Source organism: Pantoea sp. XY16, from assembly GCF_025153065.1.
Classification (GTDB): domain Bacteria; phylum Pseudomonadota; class Gammaproteobacteria; order Enterobacterales; family Enterobacteriaceae; genus Pantoea; species Pantoea alfalfae.
Window position 1 is genome coordinate 142,871 of record NZ_JANZNP010000005.1, and the last position, 18,364, is coordinate 161,234.

Below are 18,364 nucleotides of genomic sequence, written 5' to 3' on the forward strand. Positions count from 1 at the left end.
GTGAGGATGCGCCACTATCTGCTGCAACGCGCCGGTCTGGGACTGCTGGTACTCTGGGCTGCCTTTACCCTGTCATTTGTGCTGTTGCAGGTGCTGCCGGGTGATGCGGTGCTGATAAAGTTTCAGAATCCGGATCTCGGCCTGAGTCCACAGCAGATTGCTGAGATGCGTCAGGCCTATGGCGCAGACAGCCCGCTGTGGCAGCAATATCTGCATACGCTGGCGGCGATGCTGCATGGTGACTTCGGCTATTCGGTGCAGGCGGGCGTACCGGTCAGTGAACTGCTGATCAGCAACCTGCCCGGCACGCTGCGACTGGCGCTGTGCGGATTTCTGCTGGCAACGCTGCTGGCTTTTGTGCTGGCGACCCTCTCCAGACTGCCCGCCCTGCGCTTCCTGCGGAATCTGCTGCAGTCCCTGCCCGCGCTGTTTATCTCCGTGCCGACCTTCTGGCTCGGCATCGCCCTGATTCAGCTCTTCTCATTCCAGCTGCGCTGGATCCCGGTCATCAATCCCTCGCCGTGGCAGGGACTGATTCTGCCCATTATCACCGTCGCCGTTCCGATCTCAGCGCCGCTGGCACAGATTCTGCTGCGCAGCATTGATGAGGTTTCCACCCGGCCTTTCGTGGCGGTGGCGCGTGCCAAAGGCGCCAGCGAGCACTATGTCCTGTGGCGACACATCCTGCGTAACGCGATGCTGCCGGTGCTTACCGTGGCGGGTTTGCTGCTCGGGGAACTGATTGCTGGCGCGCTGATTACCGAAACGGTGTTTGGCCTGGGGGGGCTGGGTCAGCTGACGCAGCAGGCGGTGAACAATCAGGATGTGGCGGTGTTGCAGGCGGTGGTGATGATCTCCGCGCTGGGTTTTGTGGTGATCAACCTGCTGGTGGATCTGCTGATGCCGCTGTTTGATCCGCGCTTACAGCTCTTAAGAGGTGCAACATGAGTCTGGTTGATTACGCGGCCGCCCGGCAATCCGTCCCGTCCAGGCGTTACCGCTTCGCGCCGGGCCTGTGGCTGGCCCTATTCGTGATGGTGCTGGCCGTGCTGGCGGCCCTTTTCCCGGCCCTTTTTACCCAGGCCAACCCGCTGGAAGGCATCGCGGGCGCACAGCGGCTGGCACCGCAGGCCGGACACTGGCTCGGCACCGATCAACTCGGCCGCGATCTCTTTGCCCGCATCGTTTACGGCGCGTCACATTCCCTCTCTGCCGCCGTCATGTCAGTGGCCATCGGCCTGCTGGCCGGAACCGCGCTGGGCGTCCTGGCAGGCGCCACGGGCGGCAAAACTGAATCGATAGTGATGCGCGCTGTGGATGTATTACTGGCGATCCCCTCACTGCTGCTCTCCCTGAGCGTACTGATTCTGCTCGGCTTCGGCACCCTGAATGCCGCGCTCGCAGTGGGCATCGCCTCCATTGCCAGCTTCGCCCGGTTGGCGCGGGCCGAAGTGGTGCGCATCCGCCACAGCGAGTATGTCGAAGCCGCTTACGGCAGCGGCGGCCGGTTTTTCAGCGTGCTGTGGCGTCACATTCTGCCCAATGCACTGACGCCGGTGATCGCCTATGCCGCCCTGCAGTTTGGTCAGGCTATTCTGGCGCTGTCGACCCTGAGTTTTCTCGGCTATGGCACGCCGCCGCCGATTCCGGAATGGGGTCTGTTAATCGCTGAAGGCCGTAATTATCTGGCTACCGCCTGGTGGCTGACAACATTTCCTGGTGTGGTGGTAGTGGCTGTCGTGCTCGCTGCGAACCGCATCAGTCAGCAACTTTCAGGAGGACGCCGATGAGCGCTCAGCCGTTACTCGCCGTCAACAACCTGACGTTAAGCTATCGCCGCGGCAACCAGTGGCAGCCGGTGGTGAATAACGTCAGCTTCGAACTGCACGCCGGTGAGATGGTGGCACTGGTCGGCGAATCCGGTTCCGGCAAAACCACCACGGCACAGGCCATTATGGGCCTGATGGCAGAAAACGGCCGCCGCGAAGCGGGCGAAATCCGGCTCAACGGCGTTGATATCAGCCAGTGGTCGCAGAAGCGCGTCGACTCGCTGCGCGGTGCGCGCATCAGCCTGGTGCCGCAGGATCCCGGCAACTCACTGAATCCGGTTAAAACTGTCGGCGAACAGGTGGAGGAGATCCTGCGCCTGCATCTGCGATTACCGGCAGCACAGCGCAAGCAAAGGGTCATTGATCTGCTGACCCGCGTCGGTCTCAGCCACCCGGAACAGCGGGTCAGGCAGTTACCACATCAGCTCTCAGGCGGCATGAAGCAGCGTGTTTTGATCGCTATCGCCCTCGCCCTGCAGCCGGAGATCATTATTGCGGATGAGCCGACCAGCGCACTGGATGTCACGGTGCAGAAGCGCATTCTCGATCTGCTGGATGACCTGCGGCAGGAGTCTAATACCGCCGTGCTGTTTGTCACCCATGACCTGGCGCTGGCAGCACAGCGTGCAGACCGCATCATTGTTTTTCGCCACGGTGAAATTCAGGAAGCGGGACGCACCGCCCAGGTCATCAGCGCGCCATCACATCCCTACACCCGTCAGTTACTGAACGATGCTGCGCCAGAGCGACCGGCCCGCGTAAAACCTGCGGCCGCCCGTTTTTCTGCTCCGGCAATTCGGGCAACCGGCGTGATGAAAAGCTTTTCGCTGGGTAAACAGCAGCGGTTACAGGCGCTGAATAACGTCAGTTTTCAGGTGGCACGTGGCACCACGCATGCGCTGGTCGGCGAATCCGGATCCGGAAAAACGACGCTGGCACGTATCATTCTGGGCTTTGAAACCGTCGATAGAGGCGCAGTGACGCTGAACGGCATTGTAGTCAATGGATTGCGCGGCGCGGCAATGCGTCAACTGCGCCGTAAGATCCAGGTTGTCTATCAGAACCCGTTTTCCTCGCTCGATCCCCGTCAGACGGTCTATGCGATTATCGAAGAACCTCTGCGTAACTTTGACCGGCTGAACCGCAGCCAGCGCCGCGAACGGGTGGAAGCGATCACCTCGCGGGTGGCACTGCCGCTCTCTCTGCTGTCACGTCAGCCGCATGAACTTTCGGGCGGTCAGCGGCAGCGTGTCGCCCTGGCGCGAGCGCTGATCTGTGAGCCTGAAATCCTGGTGCTGGACGAGGCGACGTCGGCGCTGGATGTCACGGTGCAGGCACAAATCCTCAACCTGTTGCAGCAGCTTCAGGCCGAACTGGGGCTGACTTATCTCTTTATTACGCACGATCTGGCGACGGTGCGACAGATTGCCGACAGCATCACCGTATTAAAAGCGGGCGAAGCGGTAGAGCAAGGTGACGTTGTCACAATATTCAGCGCACCTCAGCATCCCTACACGCCCGAACTGATCGGTGCGATTCCTCCGCTCATTCCGTTAACGCATAAGGAGTCAGCATGAGCCGACGTCTCGGATTTTTTACCCGACTGCTGGATAACGTCCCGGCTAAACAGCGCTATCAGTTGGCCACTGAGCAGATTCAGCATGCCGAGCACTGTGGCTTTGATACGGCATGGATTGCTCAACATCACTTTCATGAGGATGAGGGCGGACTGCCTTCGCCACTGGTTTTTCTGGCGCACGCCGCCGCCCATACCCGCACCATACGGCTCGGCACTGCCATCATCACGCTACCGATGGAAAATGCATTACGGGTCGCAGAAGATGCCGCAGTACTGGATTTGCTGTCGGACGGACGGCTGGAGATCGGGCTGGGTTCGGGCGGCACGCCGGACTCGTTTTTACCCTTTGGGCTGACGTCTGGCGAACGCGGCGCGGCATTTGCAGAGAATCTGCATACGCTGCTTAGTGCCTGGCGCGGTGATTCGCTGGGTCATCCTGATAATCATCTTTATCCTGCCGCGCCGCAGCTCGCCGGACGCGTGTGGATCGCCACCTTTTCGGTTGAGGGCGCAATCCGTGCCGGCCAGGGCGGACACGGTCTGATGCTGTCGCGCACCCAGCCACGGCCAGCAGGCCAGGCCGGACTTCCGCTCGATGCGCTGCAGAATCCGCTGATTGATGCCTATCTCGCGGCACTTCCGGCGGGAATTGAGCCGCGTATTCTTGCCTCCCGCACTGCATTTGTCGCGGATTCAGACCACTACGCGCGTCAGATCGCTGAACCTGGCATTCGCAAGCAGGCTGCTCAGTACCGTGGCGAAATACGCGGGGAAAGCTTTGATGACCTGCTGGCACAGTTTGATGCCCATGTTGGCGGCATCGATCAGGTCGCGCGCTCGCTGGTGCAGGACAGCGTGCTGCCTCGCGTCACAGACATCTCATTCCAGGTGCATTCAGCAGAGCCTTCGCATGCCGATACGCTGCGCTCGATTGAGCTGATTGCCGGACATATTGCGCCCGCACTTCGTGCTGCTGGCGAACCAGACAGGAGAATTTCATGAGTCAACCTGACGATTTGATTGCCACACTGGCCGATATCGACCCCGATTCCGGACTGGCCCACGCGCGCCAGACACGCCACGCCGCGACGCGCCATGCCCAGTGCAGCTACGAGGTGCTGTTCAGCCAGGGCGATGACGATTTTCCGTTAACCGAGCGGCGCCTTCTGGCGGCAAAGGTCGCAGACTGGCATGGACAGCCTGGTCTGCAGGCGCACTATCAGCCGCAGCAGCCCGTGCCCGATAGTGATCGGATTAGTGCCGCGCTGAATTTCGCGCATCGCCTCACCTTCGAGCCGGTTGCCGCCACACCTGCCGATCTGGAGGCGCTGAAGCAGGCGGGCTGGAGTCCGCGTGGCATTGTCACGCTGGCGCAACTGGTGGCGTTCGTCAGTTTTCAGAGCCGTTTAATCACAGGCCTGCGCAGCCTGCAGGGCCATGAAGCAGCGGTTGAAGCTGCACCGGTCGTCGCCGGTCACTGGCATGAGGCACTGCAGACCGCCAGCGGCAAAACGGCGCTGACCGCGTTTACGCAGCTGGAACTCGGCTGGGAACCGTGGCTGCCCGCCAGACCGCTGGCTGAATTCAGTGAGGAGGAGCAGGCGACGCTGGCAAAATTCGGTCACACCGATTCCGACTATTTCCGTCTGCTGGGGCGTAACCTGCCGCTGCTGGAGCAGCGTACCCTGACCGACAAAGGCATTTTCTATAGCGCTGGCGGGCTGCCGCGCGCCGAGCGTGAGCTGGCCGCCACGGTGGTCAGTAAGGTCAACGGTTGTATTTATTGCGCCTCGGTTCATGCGCGTAAAGCCAGCCAGCTTTCGAAGCAGGATGACGCAGTACAGAAGCTGCTGAATGTTGCGCCCGGCGCAGTGTTATCCCACGGACACACTGCCCGCTGGCAGGCGATCATCGCCTTTTCGGCAGCGCTGTCGCTGACCCCTGCGCAACCTGCCCGGTCGCAGATCGCTGCACTGCGTGAGCAGGGTCTGGATACGCTCGACCTGCTCGACCTGATTCAGTCCACCGCCTTCTTTGCCTGGGCCAATCGCCTGATGCTGACGCTGGGCGAGCCTTTTCTGCCGGAAAAACAGGGATAAACATGACATTGCCTTTAACTGAACAACTGGTGCAGTGGCGTCGCGAACTGCATCAGCATCCGGAACTTTCAAACCATGAATTTGCCACAACTGAGCGTATTGCCGGCTGGCTTGAACAGGCGGGTATCCGGCTGTTGCCGCTGGGACTGAAAACTGGCGTGGTGGCAGAAATCGGTCACGGTGAATCACTGATTGCCCTGCGCGCGGATATTGATGCATTGCCGATTGATGAAATCACCGATCGCCCGTGGCGATCGCAGGCGCCGGGCGTCATGCACGCCTGCGGTCATGACCTTCACAGCGCGGTGATGCTGGGCGTTGCCCTGCAGCTTAAACAGCAGGAAGCCTCGCTGCCAGGCCGTGTACGGATTCTGTTTCAGCCCGCCGAAGAGACGTTTGATGGCGCACGTCAGCTGATTGATGCCGGTGCGCTGGAAGGCGTACAGGCAATATTTGGCCTGCACAATGCGCCCGACCTGCCGCTCGGTACACTGCGTAGTCGGGCGGGCGCGTTTTATGCCAACGTCGATCGCTTTGTGATCCGCGTTGAAGGTAAAGGCGCGCATGCGGCACGACCGCAGGAGGGCATCGATTCGATTGTGATTGCCAGCCATATTGTGACCGCTTTACAGACGCTGCCGAGCCGGGTTTTCAGCTCGCTGGAGACGGTGGTGCTGAGCGTGACGCGCTTTACCGCCGGAAATACCTGGAACGTGTTGCCGCAAAGCGTTGAGCTGGAAGGCACCGTGCGCACCCACAATGGTGAGATCCGGGCGCAGATCCCACACCGCATCCGCTCGCTGATTCAGGGCATCGCCGCCGGATTTGGCGCGACCGCGGAGCTGGCGTGGACCGAGGGGCCACCTGCCCTGATTAACACCCCAGGCTGGGTGGATTTGGCACTGGAAATCGCACAGCAGAGCGGTTATCTCGCGGAGCATGCTGAGTCACCGCAGATGGGCGGAGAAGATTTTGCCTTCTATCTGCAACAGGTGCCGGGCGCTTTTGTCAGTATCGGCAGCGCCAGCGAATTTGGCCTGCATCACGCCGCCTTCGATCCGGACGAAGCACTGATCGGCCCGGCAGTAGAATACTTCACGCAGCTGGTCCCGCGCGCGTTGCAGATTGTGGCGGCGCAATGACCAAAAAAAGGAGTGCAGCGATGTCTGTTCCGGTTCCGCAACCGATTCTGGATCACGCAGTGATTAACGTGGCCGACCAGCTCGAAAGCGCCAGCGCACGCTTCCGGCGGCTTGGCTTTCAGCTCACAGAGCGCGGTCATCATTCGCTGGGTTCGAGTAATCATCTGGCTATCTTTGGCGAAAATTATCTTGAGCTGCTCGGTTATGAACCCGGCAAAGGCAGCCAGCGCGCCGATCTCTGGCAATCGCAATTAGGATTGAGTGGCCTGGTGTGGAAAAGCAGTGACGCCGATAGTGAGTTTCAGCATCTGGAACGTCAGGATCTGGATGGCGATCCACCCGCCTCTTTTCATCGTCCTGTCGATCTGCCCGACGGTACGGTAACTGAAGCGCGCTTTCGAACTGTGCGGCTGCGCCCTTCGCTGATACCCAATGGTCGCAGCTTTTTTTGCCAGCACCTGACGCCTGAAGCGGTATGGCAGCCTGCCTGGCAACGCCATCCCAATGGCGTGCGGAACATCAGTGAATTTGTCATTGTGGCGCAGGATCCGGCGCACTCGGCTCAGGTCTATAGTCGTCTCTTTGGTGCCGCAAAAGTGCTGGCCTGTCCTGAAGGCGCCTTTGTCCTGCGCGCCGGTGCCGCCACAGTTCGGTTTGCATCAGCAGAGTATGCGCAACGTCGCTTTGGTCCGCTGCCCGAAGACTATGATGGTAGCGCCCGCATGGTCGCGCTGGGCTTTGAGACCGGCGATCTCGCGCAGGTCAGAAGCGCACTGCAGGCAGGTGATATTGCGTTTCAGGAGCACCCTGAGGCGATTGTCGTGGAGTCAGGTGAAGGATTTTATCTGGCCCTGCGTTTTACGTGAAGCACGGGCCTGCGTTGTGATGAAAAACGCCTCGGCTGAGGCGTTTTTTATCAATCGGAGTGATACGTCATAATCACTTTTGGCGTTCGATCGGCGTTTGGCGTCGTCTTAAATCAAAAAAACAACGATGGTGACAGGCCAAATCGCGCGCACAACGCCCGTATGTGTGACACGGTCAACTGACGATCGCCGCTGAGGATTCGGCTGACCAGCGACTTTTTGCCAATTTCATTTTCGAAGTCACTCAGGCTGAGGTTGTGCTGCTCGATCAATACCCTCAGAACGCCAGGTCCGGTGCTGATTTCACGCTGGCGGCTATTGAAGTCGGCCATCGCAGGATCATTATCTTCATAATGAGCAATGCGGGTACAAAGCAAATCTACCAGCGGATTATCCGGCTCATGTTCAATAAGGTATTCGACCAGTTCCAGTGCTTCTTGATAATCATGTCGCTGGTTGCTGCCGGCCAGCAGCGGCACCGCTTCTGCCAGCTGGTTTGACAGCCTGATAGCTTCAGTATTCATTCGGTTACCTCCCGATATTTCTTAACAAGCTTGTCGTACTCAGCGTGCGTGCAGATATGTTTGATGAAGATTTTGCTGCGCTCAAAATCCGCGAAGAATATCACGCGCAAATGGTTGCCACTGACGTCAATGACCCACCATTTAGCGCGATACTTCATACGATCAAGGCTTGCATAAAGCGCCCTGAGATCGTCAGGACCACTGAAATTGCCCTGTCTGAGGTGACGGTAAAGCAGATCCAGTGCTGCCGCTGCATTGGGATGTTTTCTGGCCGCCTCGTCAAACGGCACGCATGAAATAACATGCATTCCATTGGCTCCTGACTGTTTCCATTATGGAAACCATCTTCTCAAAACGGCTGAGCGTTGACAAGCCGGAAACGCAGAAACCTGCTGGTTCCCGAGTACTTAATGCGCCTTAAGCTGATGTAAAAATCTGGCAGAAGCTTCACCAATATGAGAATGGATGAAGGGTTACTGATAAGAATCATCGAAATGCACAGGCAACATTGCAGTTTTCTGTCGGACGATAATCCTGCCTGTGCTCTGAAATCTTTTCTGGAAAAATTGTGCCAACAGAGGCGAGAGATAGCTGGCTGGATAAAAAAAACGCCTCAACCGAGGCGTTTTTCACAGGCTTACCCGCAGATAAATCAGAAGGTATAGCTGGCGGTTACCGCGAAGTTGCGTGGCTGGCCGTAGACAACGGAGCTGGCGACGTTGGTGTCATACTCTTTGTCGAACAGGTTATTCAGGTTGCCCTGCAGCGACAGATTTTTGTTCACCTGATAGCGGGCAAACAGATCAACCAGTGCATAGCTGCCCTGTCGGGCGCGCCATGTGCCGTTGCCTTCCGGTCCACCGACGTCGTTCCAGATATGTGTCTGCCAGTTCACGCCGCCGCCCAGCGTAAGCTGCTGCAGGGTCGGCAGGCGATAGCTGCTGAACAGGTTAAAACTGGTCTGCGGTAACTGTGGATTAAAGGTACTGCCGTCCCGGTTTTCCGCTATGTAGCGCGTGCCGCCAAAGGTCATCTGCCAGTTGTCGGTCAATGCGCCATTGACCTCAAACTCGACGCCACGACTCACTACGCCTTTACGGCCAATGTAGGCCACATCGCCTGAACCCTGAATGGTCTGGGTGGTCGCCTCGCCAGCGTTATCCAGTTCGGTGCGGAATACAGAAACAGAGGCAGTCAGGCGACTGTCCATCCAGTCAGATTTCAGCCCGGCTTCGTAGTTTTTCCCAATAACCGGCGACAGATAAGCGCCACTGGCATCACGATAATCCTGAGGCTGGAACACCGAGGTATAGCTGGCATAAGCAGACCAGTTTTCAGCAAAGTCATAAATCAGCCCGCCATACGGGGTGATGTTATTTTCTTCCGCTTCCCCGCCTGGCGTTTCACGATTCCAGTTGGTGTAGCGTGCGCCGAGGATCAGGTGCAGCGGATCGGCAAGCGACAGTCGGGTCGCCATGTACGTCGACTTCTGGCGAACCAGCTGGGTATCACTGGCGGGCAGACGTGGCGTCCAGTCAGATTCCGGGTACTGGCCATTGAAATCGTTGAAGTTGCCCAGCGACTCAGAGGAAATATTCTCAAAGGTGCTGAAGTACTTGTTATCCTGGCGGGTATAATTGACGCCCACCATCAGCTCGTGCTGACGGCCCAGCAGTTCATACGGGCCGCTGGCAAAGGCATCGACGGCATCTACTTTGCGCTTCCCGGTGTTATAACCGGTTCCGCCCACCACAGGATAATTGGCATAGGAAGAGACGCCCGCACCCGTGCTGCGATCAAAATAGCCATCAAGATAGATCTGCTTACTGTCCAGACGCATATCGGTGTGCGTGCCGTTTAACGTCAGGTTCCAGCCGTTGTCGAAGTCCTGCTTCAGGTTCACAAAGACTTTACGGTTCTCTTTATCGTTGTAGGCCCAGTCTGGCGCCGTGTTATAGCCGCGTCGGGTATGTATCTGCGTGCCGTCGGTGTACCAGCGCGGTGCGCCGCCCCACATTGTGGAGTCTGTATTGACCTGGCTGAACTCATAACCCACCGACAGCGTGGCAGAATCGGTGAGATCGGCGTCAATCACGCCATAGAAAAACTGTTTTTTAGCACCGTAGCGCTCAATGAAACTGTTGTTGTCCTGCCAGCCGGCGACCATGCGGCCACGAACATTGCCGGACTCACTGAGTGGCGTGGAAAGATCGGCCACGTAGCGCTGTTTGTTCCAGCTGCCGTAACTGGCGGAAACGGTGCCACCGAACGTTTTGCTGTCCGCGTGCTTGCGCACCATGTTGATGGCAGCAGACGGATTGCCCGGCCCGGTCAACAGCCCGGTCGCCCCGCGTACCACTTCAACGCGCTCATACAGCGCCATATCGGTCTGAGCATCGCCCAGATTCCAGCGCTCCGCAAAGGCGGTAGGAATGCCATCAACCATGTAGTTGTCGATTAAAAAACCACGCGCATAGTAGTTAGTGCGGTCCATATCGCCACTGATACCATGAATGCCGGTGGTGTTGGACAGCACATCATTCAGTGACTGGAGCTGCTGATCGGCCATACGCTGAGTACTGACGATGCTGACGGACTGCGGCACATCACGTACGGTGCCCAGCATTTTGGTGCCAGCACGGGTAACCGGAACGCTGTAATCCGTTTGCGGTGACGTTGTCACGGCATTGTCGGCTGACGCGCTGACCGTTAGCGTCTGACCATCGCTGGCAGCGGGTGTGGACGTTTCTGCGGCACTGGCGGCGTTATGCGTCAGCGACGAGGCGATGATGGCGGCCAGTAAGGAGAATCGGAATGGGCGTTGCAGCGCAGACGCCCCTGTAGCCCTGGGGTCCTGAAGATCGAAAGCGTTCATTAATTCCTCAATTATCTTTATGTTTTTATGCTGCCACTGTCACGACCTTGCATCCTGCGGGCATCGCTGCCCTGCTTTGGGTTTGAGGAACCAGAAACCCTGTCCGTGAGCGCCTGTGCGCGGGTGTGATGAACTTTCAAAGCAAATGAGAAATATACGCATTGCGATTATCATTGCAAGATTTTGTTAACAAATAATGCGAGTTTTTTCAGGATATCGTCTGCACGTTAAGCTTTTTCAAAGCCTGCTATTAAGGAGAGAGTCTTAAAATAGCCGATGGATAAACGAACGATCTGAGCAGCAGAAATGCCACATCGCTTTTATTAATTATAAAATCCTGCATCAACCGCTCATTGACCTTAAGTTGCCACTCTTTGTGCGACAATACTCGTCTTAAAGCTTTTATTTCCTTATTTAACACCAGACTTAACAGGTATTCGCACATGCGCAAAACTTCAACTCTTAAAGCGCTGATGATGACAACCACCGTTCTCACTGCTTTTACAGCTCACTCCGCCACACTGGTTCAGAATGTCAGCGCAGGCTGGGAAAGCTTCAGTGATAAGGTTGCCACAACATGGCAGCAGCCAGAGGGAATCGACTTTTATCTGCCTGCGATTACGTGGCACAACCGTGCCACGTACGATCGGGAACACATCAATAAATATAATGAAAGGCCCTGGGGCGCAGGCGGGGGGATTTCCCGCTACGATGAAAAAGGCAACTGGAACGGCATCTATTTAATGGCGTTCAAAGACTCCTTCAATAAATGGGAGCCCTTTGGAGGTTATGGCTGGGTAGCCACATGGCGTCCGCTGGCTGACCAGAATTTTCACTGGGGTGCAGGTTACACGGCAGGCGTTACCGCCCGGCATAACTGGGACTATATACCGGTGCCTGCGTTGCTGCCGCTGGCCTCAATCGGCTATGGCGATCTCGATTTCCAGATGACCTACATACCGGGTACGCATAATAACGGTAACGTCTATTTTGCCTGGCTGCGCTACCACTTCTGATCGTGAAAACCGCAGCCTTAGCGTGACATCGACATGATGGAGAGATTGCTCAAAGTGAGGGTCTCGCCATCATAGCGATGTCGCAGCAGATGATAACTTTCGCATTCAATAATCTGCTTAACCGCATCTGAAAAGGTATTCATTGCGCTACGCATCTGGCTCAGATAGTCATGGGTGTCATAGACCCGATCAATCCCCTCCAGCGCATGGTTCATGATTTTGCGGGCGACATCATTAGGCGTGTCGAGGGCTGAAAGTTTTGATCGGGCGGTTCGGCGCAGATCGCGTGGGGTAAACGGCTCCAGTCCCAGCCCACGCGGAGCGCGGATCATCCGGCGCAGCGCCTGATTCAGCGCACCTTTTGACAGCGGCTGTTGGGGATCGCGTGGTGCGGGCACCAGCCAGGGCGAATCCGGATCGGCAGCATTAACTAACGCTTCGATGCACAGCCGCATCAGCGGTGAAATCGGCAACACATGCTCGCGCTGTGATTTATTACGGGTGCCCTGCATCCACAATCCTAACTGCAGATCGAATTCCCCTTTCTGCGCCTGCACAATCTCATCCGGCCGTCGGGCGCTGACCAGACATAAGCGCAGCGCCCAGCGTGCCTGTTCCGATAATGCCCAGTTATCCAGACCGTGCCAGAAAACCCAGATTTCCGCATCGGTGAGTTGCCGATTGCGCGGTGGCGTAGCGCGGCCTGCGACATCCCGTTTTTTCATCGAGGCAATAGGCGAATGATCGAGATAGCCCTGCATCTCGGCCCAGGCGAGAAATTGTTTGGTCAGCGCGAACACCCGACGCGACTCCTCCTTTTTACCGTCGGCAATCAGGATGTTGTAAAGCCGGTTAAGGCGCAAACGGTTCAGCGTTTTGAGCGGCTGCGATCCGATGTTGGGCAGAACATGTTTCAGCAGAGACGAAATGGCGATCTCAGGACGCCGCCGGCTGATCAACAGTGACAGTTTTACCCAGACCTTCATCACCTGCTCTACCGTGCCTTCATCGCCAAAATTATCCAGTTCGCTCAGCGAAGCCGCTTTAACCTGCTCCAGCCAGATAAGGACATGACGGCCAACATGTGCTGAACGCGCTGTGGTTATTGTCGAATCTGTTATCACATTATTACCTGTTGCCCGTTTAAGAGCCGCCATTCTACCCATCGTTAAGTTATGACTCCAGACCTAATAAGTCTGGAGTCACAATGACGTATTCTGAGCCATTCTGAGAAACTTTTCGGGTCATGACTAAGAAGCATTTTTATGCGCTGTTTTGCTCATCTGCGTGATCAGACTGATGAATAAAAAGCCCACTGTCAGGGGATGTAAAAAATGCCTTAACGAGATATACAATGATAACTATTATCATTATCATACGCATTTGTTTACAGACCTTAATAATTCAGGGAGATTTTCTAAGTGAATGTAACCATGCGTGTCCATAAGCGCCCTGCCGCTCTGCTGCTGGCAGGTTTGTTAAGTACTTCTGCTAACGGCGCTACTCAGGAGGAGACAGAAAGGCTGGCTGATGATGAAACAATGCTGGTCACCGCGGAGCAGGAATTAAAACAGCAGCCCGGTGTTTCAGTGATTACCTCACAGGACATTGAAAAGAATCCGCCGGTCAACGACCTCTCCGACATCATCCGTAAAATGCCGGGCGTCAATCTTACCGGTAACAGCGCCAATGGTGTGCGCGGTAACAATCGTCAAATCGATATTCGCGGTATGGGACCGGAAAACACGTTGATTCTGATCGACGGTGTGCCAACAACCTCTCGCAATTCGGTGCGTTACAGCTGGCGCGGCGAGCGTGATTCCCGTGGCGACTCCAACTGGGTACCGCCGGAAATGGTTGAACGGATTGAAGTTATTCGTGGACCAGCGGCAGCCCGTTACGGTTCAGGCGCTGCTGGGGGTGTGGTTAACATCATTACCAAACGTCCGACAAATGACTGGAGCGGATCGCTGTCGCTCTACACCAACCAGCCGGAAGATGATAAAGAAGGGGCAACCCGACGCGCCAACTTTAACCTGAGTGGCCCGCTGGCGGGTGATGCACTGACTATGCGGCTTTATGGCAACATCAATAAAACCGACAGCGATGCTTTCGATATCAATCAGTCGCATAACGGCTCCGGCGCGGCCGGTCGTGAAGGCGTTCGCAATAAAGACATCAATAGCGTGTTGTCCTGGAAGATTACGCCATTGCAGGTGCTGGATTTCAGCTATGGCTACAGTCGTCAGGGCAATATTTACGCCGGGGATACCCAGTACAGTAACGGAGCCGGTAATAAGCTTATCGAATCTCTCGACGGCTCGGAAACTAATCGTCTTTACCGTCAGACCTGGGGCCTCTCGCACAATGGCATCTGGGACTGGGGACAGTCAAAACTGACTTTTAACTATGAGAAGACCAATAACACCCGTCTGAACGAAGGCACCGCGGGCGCGGGCGAAGGCCGAATCAACAGCAGTACGTTTTCGACCAGCCGCTTTGAAAGTTACCGGGCAGGAGGTGAAGTCAGCTTCCCGCTGGAACTGCTGCGTGAACAGACCGTTACGCTGGGCGCCGAGTGGAACCGTGATGAGCTGAACGATCCCAACTCCATGAATGGCACCAGTGCGCCAGGCGTTTCGATTGACGGTATCAGTGGTGATGCGGGCAGCCGCAACAGTAAAAACAGTGCGACGCTGAGTTCGCTCTATTTCGAAGATAATATCGCCGCGACCGACAGTACTGAGGTGATCCCGGGTCTGCGCTTTGATTATCACGATACCTTTGGGGCTAACTGGAGTCCGTCGCTGAATATTTCTCAGGCGCTGGGAGAAAGTTTTACCCTGAAAGCCGGTATCGCCCGTGCATTTAAAGCCCCTAACCTCTATCAGTCCAGCGAAGGCTATTTACTGGCTACACGAGGTAATGGTTGTCCGGTCAACATTACACGTGGCAGTTGCTATCTGCTGGGCAATCAAAATCTTGATCCTGAAGTCAGCGTCAATAAAGAGCTGGGTATTGAGTTCAGTCAGAGTGGATATGTGGCGGGTCTTACCTGGTTCCGCAATGATTATAAGAACAAGATCGTCGCCGGGACCGATGTGCTGGGTTACGCCTCTAATGGCAACAACATTCTGAAGTGGAGCAACGGCGGCAAAGCGGTGGTTGAAGGTCTGGAAGGTAACGTTACGATACCGTTGGTCCGTGACGAACTTGAGTGGCGGACTAATGCCACTTACATGATCCAGTCAAAGGATAAAAAGACCGGCAATCCGCTGTCGATTATTCCGGAATACACCATCAACGCCATGCTGGACTGGCAGGTGACGCAGGATTTCTCTACCAACCTGAACTGGACAATGTATGGCCGCCAGAAACCAAGGCAGTATGCAGAATCCCGCACAGAAAATGGCTCAATGTCGACTCGGGAAGTCGGGGCTTACTCGGTATTCGGGGTTAATTTCAATTATGACATTACCAAAAATCTGCGGGCCAACGCCGGCATCAATAACCTGCTGGATAAGCAACTCTACCGGGAAGCAGATGGGGCATCGACCTATAACGAACCAGGCCGTGCTTATTATGCGGGTCTGACCATGACGTTTTAATTAACCGAAGCGCTTCCAGCCGGAAGCGCTTTTTTCAGGAAAAACAACCCTCTTCCCTTACTTCGTTCCCAACTACTTAAAATCGACCTGCATCAATTCGGCAATTGTTGAATCACGTGTTGTCAGCACACAGCGATCCAGATACTCGGTGAATCTGGAAGGCTTATTCATGCCAAGCTGCAGCAGTTTGGTGTTATCAAACACCACATTCAGGTTTGAGAAGTGCCCATACAGGTTCATCGCGCGCAGCATGATGCGTTCATTGCAGGGGCCAAACAGATCCTTAAACGTTCTTCTGCTATCTGACAGCTGTTTATAGGACACCTTCTGATAATCCACACCCAGCGCCTTGTTTCCTGACGCTCTGGCCATCGCCTCATCAATTTCTGCAAACGTAACACTGCTGTGTGTTCCGGCAGAAATGTGAATGACTTCATTAATGACGTTATCTGCGTCGAGCAGCAGAACCAGTGCATCCGCGCAGTAATCAACCGGAACCACATCAATACGATCGTCAAGTTCGCAGGTGAATTTACCCAACGCCAGTGCCATCCTGAATACCCAGAAAATGCTGGCTGAAGGCAGGCATCCCTGATCGGAATGACCCACCACAATCGACGGACGGGCAATCACCAGTGGCAGGCCTGGCAATTTCTCTGTCATCAGCTTTTCAATCGAAGCCTTACTCCATGTGTATTCAACGATATGCTGATCCCGACTGGAGTTGAGTCCGCCCTCAGTCACCAGTGAGCCAGGTTCCGGCGCACAGGACATAGCGGTTCCAACGTGGATAAATTTTTTCAAGCCTTCAACCCGGCTCATTCGTTCGGCAAACCGGAACGTGCCTTCAACGTTCACTTTCCAGATGGCAGGATTATTACCAAATGAGGCGACGGCGGCGCAGTTAATGACATGGGTAACGTCATTAAGTCGTGAGTCATGAATAAAATTATCCGTAAATGCCAGGTCACCCAGGATAATATTTTCAGGTGCTATCGAATTGATTACTGACTCCTTTAAGCCAAAATTCTTCAGGTTGGCTGTAAGCCTCTTCAACCCTTCATCAACGGTCTCGCCTCTGACCAGCAGCAGCAGTCGATCCTTAACGCTGTTCTGTAATAAATTTGCGACGACAGCCCCGCCTAAAAAACCTGTAGAACCGGTAATAAGGATTTTTTTCATGATAGTGCCATTTAATCTGGTTGATCAAAGGAAAGCATTAACAGAACGCTTCCCGAACAGGAAAAATTATTGTGGTTACCATATTTATGGTGGTCTTAAAGATAAATTAAGGTTTGACGCCAAATCCTAAACTGACGACTTAAACACTTCTCAGCCTGAGAACCAGACCAGTATAAAGGTAATAACTATCGTCAGGCTCAACAAGACTGAAGATATTTCATTAAACTTGTTCATTTAGATTCTGTTTATATTCCATGATCAGAGTGCCACCTTTAAATATTTACACCCTCTGTTGAACTCACGATCTGATTTGAACAATTTTTGCCATTTGGGATCAAGATTTTTTTAAAATTTTTTTCCTGAACTTATTATTAATTTAAAGAATGAAGTTTGTTGGTAGGTTATTTATGGAGAGTCAGTTCAGACTGTGTGTAGAACATGTGTAGAAGCTAAACAAAAACGATTTATCATATAAATCCCTGCACTTGTTTATCCATTGTTTAATGTTCATCAATTACACCCTTGGCCGTTATAAAATATTTCCGGGCAGACTCTCCGGCGCATTCTCGCGTTGCACTTCAGGTGACAGGCATGTTTACAACACACTTAAAACTTAAAAATACCGGCTGGGAAGAGTGCACCCTTTCTGCTTATGCTCAGCTTTACACTGCATTTGGGGGAAGCGTATGCACCCATCCCCGTGTTCTCGCCTATCTTTCTGAGCGTGAAGGCGTCTGTATTCAGTACTATATAAAAAGGCGACATGGACAACCCATTGCTGGGGTATTTTCAATTAATGGCTCTCTGGAATATAAAAAATCAAAGCTTCCCTTTGTTTTTGATGATTTAATCCTCCCGATTAAATCGGGTGAGAAAATTATCCTCCCTTTTAAAACCAAACGGTTATCGCCCCATTCTCAGGGCGTAATTTTTAACAGCATCCGTCACAACCTGTTTAAGAAAAAAATAGCTCACATCAAGTCCGACTTTTCCATGAAAACCGCTAAGAAGCGTACCGGAGAGGTACGGCGATTCAGAAAAGCGGGTGGAACAGTCGAAGATGTCTCCTCTTTTTCCCCTGCTGAATTGTCGGCTATTTATCAGCACCTGTTCGATTTGCGGTGGCAAAACACCCTTACGTGTACTGACACCAGCATCCTGACTGAGACGTTCACTACGTTCAGAGATATGATTTTCGGCAAAGTCTTATTCATCAATGACTCACCCTGCGCTTTTGACCTCAATTATAAAGTTGAATGCCCATCATGGTTTTATTTCGAGGACGTTAATGGCGGAATTGACCCGCAGTTTAAATCGATGGGGGTGGGTTCTGTCTTACTCTGGGAAAACATTCAGCACGCCAGAGCGTTAGCGGCGTCATCGGATAAGAAATTTATTTTTTCTCTGGGGGCTTACAACCCAGGCTGGCATTATAAAAAACAGTGGTGCGATATTATGCCCTCAGGCCGTACGCTATTCTGAAGCGAGATCCTTTTAGGTGATTGCATTGCAAACTGAATTTCATCCCGGCAATGCAATCATCTTTTAAACGTTAAATAATTTAGCGTCTACACACAATCTCAACACACCCTCAACTGAGAATAAACGCGTGTCCGATAACATGGGTTATCACTTTTAGAGACG

15 protein-coding genes are annotated in these 18,364 nt (G+C 54.4%); 10 read left to right on the forward strand and 5 right to left on the reverse strand.

Annotation, left to right across the window (positions count from 1 at the left end; all coding sequences use genetic code 11):
* Window positions 1-6: 6 nt before the first annotated feature.
* From N1689_RS08425 to N1689_RS08455, 7 genes are read left to right on the forward strand one after another with little or no spacing between them, the layout of a single operon-like run.
* Window positions 7-948 (forward strand): ABC transporter permease, encoded by a 942-nt coding sequence (locus tag N1689_RS08425; protein ID WP_161736337.1) that lies wholly within the window; start codon window positions 7-9, stop codon window positions 946-948.
* Window positions 945-1,790 carry an ABC transporter permease gene (locus N1689_RS08430; RefSeq protein WP_260058546.1) on the forward strand — a complete coding sequence of 282 codons (846 nt, stop codon included), beginning with the start codon at window positions 945-947 and terminating at the stop codon, window positions 1,788-1,790. The genes N1689_RS08425 and N1689_RS08430 overlap by 4 nt, the downstream gene beginning before the upstream one ends.
* A complete protein-coding gene (locus tag N1689_RS08435) occupies window positions 1,787-3,406 on the forward strand; it encodes an ABC transporter ATP-binding protein (protein ID WP_260058548.1) in 1,620 nt (539 codons plus the stop codon). The genes N1689_RS08430 and N1689_RS08435 overlap by 4 nt, the downstream gene beginning before the upstream one ends.
* Complete coding sequence (locus N1689_RS08440; RefSeq protein WP_222925728.1) at window positions 3,403-4,410, forward strand: putative FMN-dependent luciferase-like monooxygenase; 1,008 nt, start codon at window positions 3,403-3,405, stop codon at window positions 4,408-4,410. Before N1689_RS08435 ends, N1689_RS08440 begins: the two co-directional genes overlap by 4 nt.
* Window positions 4,407-5,507: an alkylhydroperoxidase domain protein gene (locus N1689_RS08445; RefSeq protein ID WP_260058550.1), complete on the forward strand. Its 1,101-nt coding sequence runs from the start codon at window positions 4,407-4,409 to the stop codon at window positions 5,505-5,507. The genes N1689_RS08440 and N1689_RS08445 overlap by 4 nt, the downstream gene beginning before the upstream one ends.
* A gap of 2 nt (window positions 5,508-5,509) precedes the next feature.
* On the forward strand, window positions 5,510-6,649 hold the full coding sequence (locus tag N1689_RS08450; RefSeq protein WP_253418138.1) for an amidohydrolase: 1,140 nt from the start codon (window positions 5,510-5,512) through the stop codon (window positions 6,647-6,649).
* A gap of 20 nt (window positions 6,650-6,669) precedes the next feature.
* Window positions 6,670-7,515: a VOC family protein gene (locus N1689_RS08455; RefSeq protein WP_260058554.1), complete on the forward strand. Its 846-nt coding sequence runs from the start codon at window positions 6,670-6,672 to the stop codon at window positions 7,513-7,515.
* A 113-nt stretch (window positions 7,516-7,628) separates the two neighbouring features.
* Here the strand turns inward: N1689_RS08455 and N1689_RS08460 are convergent, their stop codons facing one another.
* The 3 genes from N1689_RS08460 to fhuE form a co-directional block, all read right to left on the reverse strand.
* Window positions 7,629-8,039 (reverse strand): type II toxin-antitoxin system HigA family antitoxin, encoded by a 411-nt coding sequence (locus N1689_RS08460; protein ID WP_260058556.1) that lies wholly within the window; start codon window positions 8,037-8,039, stop codon window positions 7,629-7,631.
* Window positions 8,036-8,347 carry a type II toxin-antitoxin system HigB family toxin gene (locus tag N1689_RS08465; protein WP_253418132.1) on the reverse strand — a complete coding sequence of 104 codons (312 nt, stop codon included), beginning with the start codon at window positions 8,345-8,347 and terminating at the stop codon, window positions 8,036-8,038. The genes N1689_RS08460 and N1689_RS08465 overlap by 4 nt, the downstream gene beginning before the upstream one ends.
* A gap of 344 nt (window positions 8,348-8,691) precedes the next feature.
* A complete protein-coding gene (gene fhuE, locus N1689_RS08470; protein WP_260058558.1) occupies window positions 8,692-10,914 on the reverse strand; it encodes a ferric-rhodotorulic acid/ferric-coprogen receptor FhuE in 2,223 nt (740 codons plus the stop codon).
* 443 nt (window positions 10,915-11,357) lie between these two features.
* Here fhuE and pagP point away from each other — a divergent pair, with 443 nt between their 5' ends.
* Window positions 11,358-11,930 (forward strand): lipid IV(A) palmitoyltransferase PagP, encoded by a 573-nt coding sequence (pagP, locus tag N1689_RS08475; RefSeq protein ID WP_161736328.1) that lies wholly within the window; start codon window positions 11,358-11,360, stop codon window positions 11,928-11,930.
* 17 nt (window positions 11,931-11,947) lie between these two features.
* Here pagP and N1689_RS08480 read toward each other — a convergent pair whose 3' ends face one another.
* Entirely contained in the window at window positions 11,948-13,087 is a 1,140-nt protein-coding gene (locus N1689_RS08480) for a site-specific integrase (protein WP_260058559.1), read from the reverse strand.
* Window positions 13,088-13,363: 276 nt separating this feature from the next.
* Between N1689_RS08480 and N1689_RS08485 the strand changes: the two genes are divergently transcribed.
* Window positions 13,364-15,538, forward strand: a complete 2,175-nt coding sequence (locus N1689_RS08485) for a TonB-dependent siderophore receptor (RefSeq protein ID WP_202605063.1) — start codon at window positions 13,364-13,366, stop codon at window positions 15,536-15,538.
* Window positions 15,539-15,610: 72 nt separating this feature from the next.
* Here the strand turns inward: N1689_RS08485 and N1689_RS08490 are convergent, their stop codons facing one another.
* Entirely contained in the window at window positions 15,611-16,720 is a 1,110-nt protein-coding gene (locus tag N1689_RS08490; protein ID WP_260058561.1) for an SDR family oxidoreductase, read from the reverse strand.
* Between the two features lie 591 nt (window positions 16,721-17,311).
* On the opposite strand from N1689_RS08490, the gene N1689_RS08495 reads away from it, so the two are divergent.
* Window positions 17,312-18,202 carry an antimicrobial resistance protein Mig-14 gene (locus tag N1689_RS08495; protein ID WP_260058562.1) on the forward strand — a complete coding sequence of 297 codons (891 nt, stop codon included), beginning with the start codon at window positions 17,312-17,314 and terminating at the stop codon, window positions 18,200-18,202.
* The last annotated feature ends 162 nt before the right edge of the window (window positions 18,203-18,364 follow it).